The following is a 12,056-nucleotide window of genomic DNA, read 5'->3' as shown; positions in this document are numbered from 1 at the left end:
TGGAAATCATACAATAACAGCAAAGCAACAAGATGCAGCAGGAAACGTAAGCGGAGCGTCAAATACAGTAAATATAACAATAGTATTAGCACCAAGTATTATTTCAGCACATGGCTTATATAATGGAGATGTTAATAATGTAATCAATAATGGTTCTAGTAGTAGTTTAAGTGTTACAAATGGAATTCCTGTAACAATGGCTATGATAGTTGATGCAGGATCATCAAATCCAGTAATAAATTTAAGTGTAGATAACAATGCAAAAATTACAGTAGATAATACTTCATTTAAAGGATATGATATTTCAGGAGGTACAATTGGAAGTCCGACATCATTAAGTATTGATGGAAGTGGAAATATTACAGGACTTTCAATGCAAAATGGGAATAGGTATCTAATAGTATATACTATTACTCCAATAGGAAGCGATAAAGTTACTTTAACGGCAAAAGCAGATAGTACAAGTCCTGTACCTGTTACTTTAAATATCGAAGCTCAACCAGATTTATTCTAAATAAAAATAGTAGGATTAGCAAAGTGGGATTTTTTGTTCCTGCTTTGCAATCTCTATTTAGTATTTATGTAGAAAAAAGTATTTTAATAATATAGACATAACTAAGGATGTTTAGGAGTTATTTTATATGAACAGGAAAGCAATTATTGATGAATTTATTAGATATATTTTTGTTGGAGGAACTGCCTTCTTCATAGATATATTAACTTTATATTTCTTTAAAACACAAGTATTTTTTGGTTTAGGATATATAGGCATTTATGTATCTACCGCATTGGGTTTTTTGGCAGGATTAATTTTTAACTATATCTGTTCATTAATTTTTGTTTTTAAAGATGCCAAAGAGCAAGGAAAAGGAAGAAATATATTTTCTTTCTTTTTATTTTCCCTAATAGGTATGATAGGGTTGCTTTTAACTGAAATTGGAATGTATGCAGGAGTGAATTTTTTTAATATGAATTATTTACTTACAAAAGTTATAGTTGCGGCAGCAGTGCTAATATGGAATTATGCTGCAAGAAAAATATTGATATTTACATAGCTTATATTGTATAAAGCTAGAAATTGGGGGAAGAGAAGGTTTGGAAAAGGTTATTATAATTGGTGCAGGGCCAGCAGGACTTACCGCAGCTTATAAGTTATTAAAAAACACTGAAATTAAACCAATCATTATTGAGGAATCAGAATCTATCGGAGGGATTTCAAGAACAGTTGTTTATAAGGATAATCGTATGGATCTTGGAGGACATAGGTTTTTCACTAAAAATGAACAGGTAATGAATATATGGAAAGAATTAATGCCTATTCAAGGGTATCCTTCTAAAGATGATATTATGCTAAGTAGGGAATTAGAGATAGAAGAAAATGGACCAGATCCTGAAAAGGGTGAAGAAGTTTTATTAAAAAGAAGGAGAATTTCAAGAATATTTTATCTTAGAAATTTCTTTAACTATCCTATTACCTTAAGCTTTGAAACTTTTTATAATATGGGAATTATACGTACGATTAAAGCTGGCATTGGATATATTAAGGCTTGCTTAATAAAGAGAAAAGAAAATTCATTAGAGGATTTCTATATTAATAGATTTGGACAACCATTATATGAAATGTTTTTTGAAGATTATACAGAAAAATTATGGGGTGTTCATCCATCTAAAATTGCACCAGATTGGGGCGCTCAAAGGGTTAAAGGTTTATCATTATTTAAAGTTATTTTATCTATGCTGGCTAAGCCTTTTAAAGGCTCAAAAGGATGTGAAACCTCATTAATAGAAGAATTCTATTATCCTAAAAAGGGTCATGGGCAGCTTTGGGAAACTATGGCTGATAAGATAATTGAAATGGGTGGAGAAATTATTTTTGATTCTAGAGTTAATTCAATAGAAGTGAGAAATAATAAGATAGCTAGATTAATGGCCCAAAAAAGTAATGGGGAAATATCTGAATATAAAAATGTTAAAACAGTGTTTTCTTCAATGCCTATTAAAGATTTAATTAAATCGCTAGGAAATTATCCGCCAAAAGATATAATAAATATTGCTGAAAATCTTCCATATAGAGATTTTATTACAGTAGGATTGCTTCTTAAGAAGCTAAAGTTAGAAAATAAAACAGAAATTAAAACTGTTTCAGATATTATTCCAGATTGTTGGATATATATCCAAGAAAGGGATGTTAAAATAGGAAGATTACAAATTTTTAATAATTGGTCACCGTATTTGGTTAACGATCTAGAAAATACTGTTTGGATAGGACTTGAATATTTTTGTAATGAAAATGATGAAATGTGGAGTATGAGTGAAGAAGTTTTTATTAATTTTGCTATAGACGAGCTGTGTAAAATTAACATAATAAATAAGGATGATGTTTTAGATTCCAAAATTATAAAAGTAAAAAAGGCTTATCCTGCATACTTTGGAAGTTATAAAAATTTTGATTCTATAAAAGATTATATAAATTCTATTGATAATTTATATTGTATAGGAAGAAATGGTCAGCACAGATACAACAATATGGATCATTCAATGTTAACAGCGTTGGAAGCAGTTGCTTCGTATATAAATGATGGAATTAATAAACATAGAATTTGGGATGTTAACGCTGAAGAAGAATATCATGAAATTAAAACTAGTTAGCAAGGGGAGAAGAGGGTGAATAACAAAAGGATTAATAAATATATACCAGAAATTTTAGCTTTAATACTGTATATGGTATGTATGATAATAATTATGTATTTTCATGAACCATGGTTTGATGAAGCACAGGCATGGTTGATTGCAAGAGATGCTTCTTTAAAAGAAATATTATTTGTGCTGCCACATTATGAAGGACATCCTCCTATCTGGCATTTAGTACTTCTACCTTTTGCTAAATTGGGTGCTCCTTTTGAATTTAGCATTAAGTTAGTTTCACTTACCTTTTGTTCTATAGCTATGGGATTATTTATTTTTAAAGCACCTTTTAAAAGAATAGTTAAATTGACAGTACCATTTACTTACTTCTTTTTTTATCAATATGGCGTAATAAGCAGGCCTTATTGCATATTAATGCTTGGATTTATTCTTTGTTCAATGTTTTACAAAACTAAAGATATAAAACCTTTTAGATTTATGGCAGCCTTATTTATACTTTGCAGCGCTAGTGCATATGGAATAATATTTTCTGCTGGAATTGTTATAGCATGGTTATTTGAAATATTTAATAAGAATTTTTCAATAAATAGTATAAAGAAGTTTTGTTGTGATAAACGTTTTTTTGCCCTATCAATATTATTAATATTAAACTTAATTTTAGTAATAAGTATTATTCCTAAACCTGATACTTATGCAATGGCTAATGTAGTGAAAGATAATAATTATATAAATAGATTTGTATATATGTTTTTTGTACTGCCAGGAGATGCTACTTATTTAGATATTTGCAATTATTTTACAACAAAACTTGAATTGAGTATTTATTCTGCTATAGGAATCGTTGGAAGCGGTATAATTAGTTTTCTATTGATTGCATTTGCAAAAAGAAATAATAAATTATTATTATTATTGATACCATATAGTTTTATTGGAGTTTTTTCTACATTCGTATATTTTAGTCCTCATCATGTTGGCATTATTACAGCGTTTTTTTTATTTATAATTTGGATTTGTTGTGAGGATAAAAAAGAGAAAAGTATTAACTTTCAATTTTTAAATAGGTTAGTTAAGGAAGAATCAGATATTCGATTATTAAATCGTATTCCAACAGTTTTTTTTGGAATTATAATTTGCATATCGGTTACTTGGACAATAATGTCATCTATAAATGAGATATATGTTCCATATGGAGTAGGAAGAGATTTAGCAACGTTTATTAAAGAAAACAATTTAGATAAATATAATATTATGGCTCAATGGAAACAGTATACTAATAATGAGACTAAAATGACAGTAGTGGATACAAATTTAATTGGTGGTACCGATGCACTACCATATTTCGATAAAAATATATATTATAATTTAAATAATAATATACCTAATAAATGTTTCGTAACTCACATGGTGGCAAATAATGATGAAAACATTAAAGAATGGAAAAAAATCGGTTTTCCTGATGTTATAATAGGATCACCTGATTTACGAATTGTATTTGGAAATTCACTTAGTTATAAAGATTATGTCTGTGTACATGATGCAAAGGGAAACTATGTCTGGAAATGGGGAGTAACTGATTATGACTATTTGGTTTATATTAGAAAAGATCTTATGGAGCAATTTCCGAATTTGAAGGAAATAGAACCCTAAATAGATAATACATGTGTAGAAAATCATATGAAGCTACATCCATAAAAATAGGGATCTTATATATGGGCTGAAAAAAGAATAGAAGGAAAAATAAAAAGGGAGATAAATTAGATGAAATTATCAAAGATGATAGATACCAGTAATGTAATTAAAAAAACTGAAGTTAATAACTTAGAGGAGAACCTAATTTCTAAAAGGCCAGTGAGTTTTAACTATATGTTGATATTAGTATTTTTAGTCTTTGGTATATTATTGTTTATTGAATATAAACATCCGTATTTTTTTCTCCAGGATGATAATAGGGATTCATATCTCCCGTATTTTGTTCATAATTATGAAAGTATTATAAAGGGGGAACTTGCTTTATATAACTTCCATCAGTTTTTAGGAATTCCATCACTGGCTATTGGGCAAACAGCCGCTTTATATCCCATAACTTATTTTTCTGTTTTCCTAAGCAAATGTATTTTTGGACATTATTTTGCAGCAATTGATATTCAAGTAATTTTGCACCTACTAATAGGAGCGGTAGGCGTTTATAAGTTTATAATATTATTGGAAAATGATAATAAAGCCGCTTTTTTCGGCGGCTTAACTTGGCCTTTAAGCAGTTTTGTTATTTATGTTTCGAACTCATGGGTAATTGTTGCAGCAGTTGCAGCATATTTCCCATGGATGTTGCTTTTTAGTTTTTGTCTTTATAAAAAACCATCATTGAAAACAACAATTTATACTGTATTAGTTAGATTACTATTGTTTTATGCAGGGCATATCCAATACTTTATTTATTCAGTGATTTTTGAATTTATAACTGTAATTTGTTATGTCATATATGATGCTTCTATGGGTGAAAAAGAAAGTAATGTTCTTAGATTTTTAAAAAATTACATTGAAAGCTATATCTATGTGTTTATTTTTTCATTACCATTGTTACTTCCAATGTGGCACCTGACAACTGTTTCAGCGCAAAGAAGTGAAAGACTTCCATTTGAAATATTTTTTGATGAGTATTTTCCAGTTGATCAGCTGATAAAAGGATTATTCTATCCTTTTTTGCAGCCTGATGAAAATACAGAGTTTTCATTCAGAAATATGTTAAATCTTTCACATGTGGGTTATTTTACAATGATTTTTTTATTGATTGGAATTATTCAAAAGTACATTACGAAGTCAAAAAGTATTAGAAGAAATTCCAAAAATGTATGTGTTTTTATGATACCAATGTTGTTAGCACTTTTGTGGTCAACTAATTGGATGTTTAATATGATAATATACTTAATTCCTATATTAAATAGATTCAGATGGCCATTCAAATTAGCTTTGTTTTTTGATTTTTATTTAATTGTTATTGCTACATTAGTATTATCAAATTTTATTAGACAGTTAGAATGGAAGAAAGTAGTTAAAGATATACTAATAATTTTAATAATAGGAATTCAAATGTTTAATTTCATATTTCTTTACACTGGAACTGCGTATAGAGATTTTGGGGAACATCATGCTGATAGATTACCATTGGTAGAAAATCTAAAGAATAAATTAATTGGAGGTAGAATTATTTCAATTGGTTTTGATATTTGGAATCCTACTCCGCAAAATGATACTAATAACTTGACAGCACCTACAATGGGTTTCAGTTACGCAACACTTTGGGGATTAGATTACTTTGCGGGGTATGAAGTATTGATTTCTAAATCAAGTTTAGATGCTGCTCTTGGATTGAATTTTACAGCTATAGTAAAGGAGAATGACCCAATCCAAGTAGATTATTTTAGAAAAGCAGCAGTAAGATGGTATATAGTTCCTAAAAGCAAAGTTGATAAGTATTCAAAAAAGCTGAACTCTTATGGAATTGTAAAGAAATATGAAGATGAGTATAGAGTTGTATTTTATGATGAAAAAGCATATCCTATGTTTTTTAATTTAAAAGGTGAGCAAGTTGAAAGCGATGATTATACGGTAACAACAAATAATATTGAATTAAGTGTTAATTTGCAACAACCAGATAGCATTATTTTTAATAATATGTACAATGATTTTTTTGAAGGTTATATTGATGGAAATAAAGCTAAGCTGACACCTATAAATGATATTAATTTTTGTATTTCAGTGCCAGAGGGCAAACATAAAATTTTAATTAAGTATAGGGACCCATACTTGATTACAGGTATTTATTGTGTGTTTATATTTTTGATAATATTAGGAATTGTGAGTAGAATACAAATTTGGAACAAAAAGAAGCAAAAATGTTATATAAATGAAGAAAAGTATATTGAAACAAAAAAGTGAACTACTATTAAAAATTTTAAAAGTAAAGCAAAAAAATTAATGAAATAGTAAAAAAACAGATGAGGTAATAAAAGAAAGATCATCTGTTTTTTGTCTTAGGATTACTATATAGGTATTTTTACATTAGAGTTAGTGCAATTGTTAATACTATTTTCAATTTCATTAGCAGAATTAAAAGGTTTTATAAAATCCACCAAGATCATATAAACTAAAATTAATTGTATACTAGCTGCAATTTTCATAGGAATAGCTATAATGCCCAAAAGGGAGAATATGTATGAATTTAGAGAAATTAATATCAGTCCTAAAGTAACCATAAATTTTTCTTTTTTGATAATGCAATATATTACTGCTAGTATATCAGCTAAGTAAGTATATCTATCATGTATAGATGGTAAAAAATAAGTTGTTAATAAGTTTAATAGCAAAGCTAGTTTGATTATTTCAAGATTTGTAAGTTTAGATTTTCCAAATAAAATAAACATTAATAAAATTCCAAGAATAGAGATTGTAAAGATTAATCCGGAAAAATTAAATATATTAATATTAGAAGGCAAAAAATTATATATATTGGGAAAATTTAAAACAGCAGCTTTGTATTCATTTGTTTGAATAAAATATATATTCCATAATAAATTTAAAGGCCTACCAAGTAACCAGGCTGGTATATAGATAAGAAAATTTATAATAGGAACTATAAGAAAATTAACTATTGAAAAATCTTTTTTGTTAAAATATAAAATTATGAATAGTGGAAGGATGAATATAGCTTGTAATTTAAATGCAAATGAAATACCATAAAATAAAAATGATAATTTATAATTTTCATCTAATAAAAAATATAATGAAAATAAAATGAATGAAACATAAATAGAATCACATTGTCCCCAAGCTGAACTATTTGCAATTACAGTAGGCACAAAGAGAACTAATGAATAAGTAATAGTAGATATAAGTTTTGAATTTTTATTATTAGTAAAATGTTTGATTAATAAGGAACTTGCAATTGCACAAGCAAAATCAAATATAATAGAGACGATTTTTATTTTAGATAAATAACTTAAAGGTAAATAAGTGAAAGCGGCTAAAATATATAGATAACTAACATTATAATCAGACTGTAAAGAGCTTAGCCCTAAAAAGCCACCATTGTTTTCTAAATATTGACACCATGGAAGTAAATATTTAGTATAATCATGACTTTCTAAGAACCACCAATCAAATCTAATTATAAGCGCACATATAGATATTAGTAATATAAATAATAAATATGCGTAATCATATATAAAATACCTTATTTTATTATCCATTATGTTTAAGTATTCTTTATTTTTCATTTTCATACCCCTTGCATAAATAAAACTTTATAAAATTTCATATTTATTATACATTAATATAACAATTGTTACAAATTGAGTTAAAAAATTAATGATTTTTTTAGTCTGTATAAATAATTTTAACAACATAAATAATATTTCTTAATAGTGTATTTTGCTTTATAATAAAGATTAAAAGATTAACATATACTTATATTAAGAAAAAATCGGGCAATAGTAATTTTAATAATAGGATTATGTATTTTACTAAATTTGTTTTTTTATGAAAGTACATTAGAGAGGAAAAGTATGGAAAATTATATAGAATGTAAAACTTTTAAAAATTCTTTTATTAAAGATAACCATAAAGTGTTTTTGGTTATAATTATATTATGTATAGGAATTTTAGTACGCATTATAAATTTATCAAATATGCCAGGTGGGATAAATCAAGATGAAGCATTTGCAGGCTATGAAGCATATTCAATACTATTTTATGGAAAAGATTCTCAAGGGTATGCTAACCCAATATATTTTGTTTCGTGGGGAAGTGGGATGAACGTATTATATAGCTATTTAACGATGCCGTTTATTTTATTAGCAGGAGGGCAATTATCTACGTTTATTATTAGATTACCCCAAGTAATATTTTCATGCATTTCGTTAATTATTTTTTTTCTAGTAGTAGAAAGAGTGTGCGGTAATTATAAAGTTTCTATAATTGCTCTTTTTTTAATGGCAATTAACCCATGGCACATTATGCTGTCGAGATGGGGATTAGAATCCAATATTGCAGCAGCATTTTTGTTATTTGGATTATATTTTTTGTTAAAGGGTTTAGAAAAAGAGAAGTGGTTAATGCTTTCAGCACTATTCTATGGTTTATCGTTATATTGTTATGCACCATTGTGGATTGTTACACCACTTATATTAGTTATGCAGTGTTTGTATGCATTTTATTACAAAAAAATACGAATAGGTAAGTATTTTATAATATCAACTATAATCTTTATTATTATAGCATTTCCAATACTTCTTTTCATTGCAATTAATAAAGGGATGTTCAATGAAGTTAGGACAAGTATTATATCTATTCCTAAAATGCCTGGATTTAGGGGGGATGAAATATCATTAGATAGTATTATTGACAATATTTCTTCATTTTTCTATTTAGTACTAAGTCAGGATGATAATTTAGTGCATAATTCAATAAATTATTTTGGATTTTATTACAAATTTAGCTTACCGGTTATTGTGATAGGTCTAGTAGATTCATGTAAGCATATTTTTAGTAGTTTTAAAAAGAAAGAATTTGATTTGCATTTTTATATTTTTGCTAATTTGTTAAGTTCATTTATATTAGCATGCGTAATGAAGAATATTAATTTAAATAAAATTAACTGTATCCAGATATCTATAATTTTTTATTGTGCATACGGAATGTATATGATACTGAAGAAATCCACAATAAGTATATTTAAGGGAGTCATATTTTTATATGCAGTATCATTCATAGCTTTTTGCATATATTATTTTGGAGATTACCAAAAAAAAATTAATGCTGATTTTCAGATAGGTTGTGGTAGTGCAATTGAATATGCAATAAAAAAGACAGAAGATAAGATTTATATTGATGATAGAATATATTACTCAAAAGTATTATTTTATACAAAGTTGCCTGTTAATGATTTTATACAAACAAGAAAATATGTTAAATATCCATCATTTTCTTTAAAACCAGTTAGTTTTGATAGGTTCATATATGGAAGTAATTTTTCTAATGTTGAGGATAATATGGTTTATGTGTTAGAAAATGATTCCATTGGAATTTTTATTAAACGTGGTTTTAAAATTGAGACTTTTGATAATTTTTCTGTAGCGTACAAATTAAAATAAACAATGTAATAAGCTTCAGTAAAGTATATAGAAGATATAAATGATTTTGAACTTGAATATGCAAACAGAAAGTTGACAATAATTAGAGAACGTATTTAAGTGCATCAAATTAGAAGAGCAGAATATTTTATCAAAAAAGTATAAAAAGAGGCAAGAATTATCGAACGTCTTGGAATGTTCTGGTGAATTAGTGTAAAAGATTATTAAATGCTAAGGGGAATTTAATATTGAATAGTAAAATGCCAGGCATTACGTTATTGGAACTAATACTTAAATTATTAATAATAACAACTTTATCAAGGAGTGCAATATTCATGTTTACTAAGGATAGCAAAGAGTTTAACGGGTCAGAAGTTAGAGCTGCTTTGCAGAGTGACGGTCAAAATATTCAATTATTTATTCTATTAACTACGAAGTAAATCTTAACATTTATTTTAAAAACTAGAATTGCTATATTTAAGTGCTTCACTAAACTTGAATTAAGTGAGGTTTGTTGCAATTTTAATAAAATCTTAATTTCATTTTAATTGCTATTGATGTATAATGACCATATGTGAAAAATAAAAAATAACATATTGGAGGAAGAGATGAATACATTTGCTTATTTGATAGATATGTTTTTGCATCTAGATAAATATTTGGGAGTTGTAATAAATAATTATGGATTTGAAACTTATTTAATGCTATTTGTTATAATATTTTTGGAAACAGGGCTGGTAATAACACCGTTTTTACCAGGAGATTCTTTGATATTTGCAGCGGCAGCTTTTGCGGCTATGGGAATGCTAAATATATTTATATTGATAGGAATTTTAATGGCAGCAGCAATACTTGGAGATACTTCAAATTATGAAATTGGTAGATTGCTGGGAAATAAAATGATTAAAAGCGGGAAATTTATAAAGAAAGAGCATCTTGATAAAACCCATAAATTTTATGAAAAATACGGTGGGAAGACAATAATTTTTGCTAGATTTATACCTATAGTAAGGACGCTAGCACCATTTGTTGCAGGAGTAGGAGAAATGGATTATAAAAATTTTATTTCTTTTAATGCGGTTGGTGGAGTTTTATGGGTATTAGGAGTTTCAGCGTTAGGATATTTCTTTGGGGCTATTCCTGTAGTTAAAAATAATTTTGAAATTGTAGTAATAGCAATAATATTAATTTCAATTTTACCAGTTGCTATTGAAATTTTAAAAAGTAAAATGAAAAAATCAAAAGGAATAATATAATAAAAAATAATGCACAATTAGGAGAAAATTGCCTAGTTGTGCATTTTAAATTTCAAAATTAATTCATTTATTTTACAATACTTAACAATTATTTTATGTTTCTTTAAAGAACTTCGTGGTATAATAAGCAATAAATGGTATGAGGGAGAAAGAAGGATTTTTTATGGTTTGGTTGAGCAAATTAATAATATTTTTATTTGTATCGTTTCTTTTAATTTATATGATATGGATAAATTATAAAGTATTAAATAAATTTGTGTATAAAAAAAAGATATCTGTTGTTGGAATTAGTGGTTTAGGGTTAATTTTAGCAGCTTCATTTTTAGACATGATATCAAATTTAATACATATTGAAATTGAAAATATAATTAACATATTTCTTGTAATTGGAGTAAGTATTTTTGTTACATATCTAATACTTTGGATTAATTGCATTGTAAAGGTTATATCTACATTAAATAGAAATGCAAATAATGACCCAATGACGGGTTTGTATAATAGAAAAGGATTAGAAAAAGTTTTTGAAAGAAAAATTTCAACGGGCCAAGCTTTTTTTATTATGGCATTTGATTTAGATAAGACTAAGATGATTAATGATAGTCTTGGACATTTAGTAGGTGATAAATATATAATTAGCTCAGCTAGAATTATAAAAAATAGAATAGGAAAAAAGGGGGTTGTTGCTAGAACTGGTGGCGATGAATTTATTGCGATTATAGAAAATATAAGTGAAAAAGAAATTGAAAATATTAAACTATCCATTAAAAATGGTGTTTCACATATTTTTAGTAATCAAAACACACAAGTTAGTATAGGTTATTCGAAATATACAGAAGACGGAATTACATTGGAAGATTTAATGAACATTGCAGATAAAAGAATGTATGAAGAGAAGAGAAGTCGAAAAGAAAGGCTTTTAGATAGTCAGGAAAATATTATTTAATAATTAAGAGGATTATCTCAACATTTCCCATGAAGAATTTTTGAATCCATTCTTCATAATTATAACCAGCATTACTCATAATAA

10 protein-coding genes are annotated in these 12,056 nt (G+C 26.9%); 9 read left to right on the top strand and 1 reads right to left on the bottom strand.

Translation table 11 applies throughout. The features are described from left to right. The 5 genes from COL3_RS28640 to COL3_RS08350 form a co-directional block, all read left to right on the top strand. The coding region (locus COL3_RS28640) for a hypothetical protein (RefSeq protein WP_180277926.1) at positions 1-514 on the top strand (514 nt) is incomplete at its 5' end. A gap of 127 nt (positions 515-641) precedes the next feature. After that, positions 642-1,055 carry a GtrA family protein gene (locus tag COL3_RS08365; RefSeq protein WP_008428152.1) on the top strand — a complete coding sequence of 138 codons (414 nt, stop codon included), beginning with the start codon at positions 642-644 and terminating at the stop codon, positions 1,053-1,055. Between the two features lie 40 nt (positions 1,056-1,095). Then, positions 1,096-2,649 carry an NAD(P)/FAD-dependent oxidoreductase gene (locus tag COL3_RS08360; RefSeq protein WP_008428150.1) on the top strand — a complete coding sequence of 518 codons (1,554 nt, stop codon included), beginning with the start codon at positions 1,096-1,098 and terminating at the stop codon, positions 2,647-2,649. Between the two features lie 15 nt (positions 2,650-2,664). Beyond that, complete coding sequence (locus COL3_RS08355; protein WP_008428149.1) at positions 2,665-4,293, top strand: hypothetical protein; 1,629 nt, start codon at positions 2,665-2,667, stop codon at positions 4,291-4,293. A 111-nt stretch (positions 4,294-4,404) separates the two neighbouring features. Continuing rightward, a complete protein-coding gene (locus COL3_RS08350; protein WP_008428147.1) occupies positions 4,405-6,582 on the top strand; it encodes a hypothetical protein in 2,178 nt (725 codons plus the stop codon). 104 nt (positions 6,583-6,686) lie between these two features. On the opposite strand, the gene COL3_RS08345 is transcribed toward COL3_RS08350, so the two are convergent. After that, positions 6,687-7,919 carry a hypothetical protein gene (locus tag COL3_RS08345; RefSeq protein WP_008428145.1) on the bottom strand — a complete coding sequence of 411 codons (1,233 nt, stop codon included), beginning with the start codon at positions 7,917-7,919 and terminating at the stop codon, positions 6,687-6,689. Between the two features lie 288 nt (positions 7,920-8,207). Between COL3_RS08345 and COL3_RS08340 the strand changes: the two genes are divergently transcribed. From COL3_RS08340 to COL3_RS08325, 4 genes are all read left to right on the top strand, one after another. Beyond that, the gene (locus COL3_RS08340; protein WP_008428143.1) at positions 8,208-9,794 is read left to right on the top strand and encodes a glycosyltransferase family 39 protein; all 1,587 of its coding nucleotides are present in this window, start codon (positions 8,208-8,210) and stop codon (positions 9,792-9,794) included. Between the two features lie 227 nt (positions 9,795-10,021). After that, positions 10,022-10,213 carry a hypothetical protein gene (locus tag COL3_RS08335; protein WP_035284280.1) on the top strand — a complete coding sequence of 64 codons (192 nt, stop codon included), beginning with the start codon at positions 10,022-10,024 and terminating at the stop codon, positions 10,211-10,213. Between the two features lie 168 nt (positions 10,214-10,381). Continuing rightward, positions 10,382-11,029 (top strand): DedA family protein, encoded by a 648-nt coding sequence (locus COL3_RS08330; RefSeq protein WP_008428140.1) that lies wholly within the window; start codon positions 10,382-10,384, stop codon positions 11,027-11,029. 163 nt (positions 11,030-11,192) lie between these two features. Continuing rightward, complete coding sequence (locus COL3_RS08325; RefSeq protein WP_008428139.1) at positions 11,193-11,972, top strand: GGDEF domain-containing protein; 780 nt, start codon at positions 11,193-11,195, stop codon at positions 11,970-11,972. The last annotated feature ends 84 nt before the right edge of the window (positions 11,973-12,056 follow it).

The sequence above is a fragment of the Clostridium sp. LS genome, assembly GCF_002760435.1.
In the GTDB taxonomy this organism is placed as follows: Bacteria; Bacillota; Clostridia; order Clostridiales; family Clostridiaceae; genus Clostridium.
Note: the sequence above shows the minus strand (reverse complement) of the source record. Positions and strands in the feature narration are given on the sequence as shown.

Excerpts from the sequence above, each read along its gene's own strand:
- COL3_RS08365 (WP_008428152.1), top strand. The coding sequence starts at position 642 with ATGAACAGGAAAGCAATTATTGATGAATTTATTAGATATATTTTTGTT.
- COL3_RS08350 (WP_008428147.1), top strand. The coding sequence starts at position 4,405 with ATGAAATTATCAAAGATGATAGATACCAGTAATGTAATTAAAAAAACT.
- COL3_RS08345 (WP_008428145.1), bottom strand. The coding sequence starts at position 7,919 with ATGAAAAATAAAGAATACTTAAACATAATGGATAATAAAATAAGGTAT.
- COL3_RS08340 (WP_008428143.1), top strand. The coding sequence starts at position 8,208 with ATGGAAAATTATATAGAATGTAAAACTTTTAAAAATTCTTTTATTAAA.
- COL3_RS08330 (WP_008428140.1), top strand. The coding sequence starts at position 10,382 with ATGAATACATTTGCTTATTTGATAGATATGTTTTTGCATCTAGATAAA.
- COL3_RS08325 (WP_008428139.1), top strand. The coding sequence starts at position 11,193 with ATGGTTTGGTTGAGCAAATTAATAATATTTTTATTTGTATCGTTTCTT.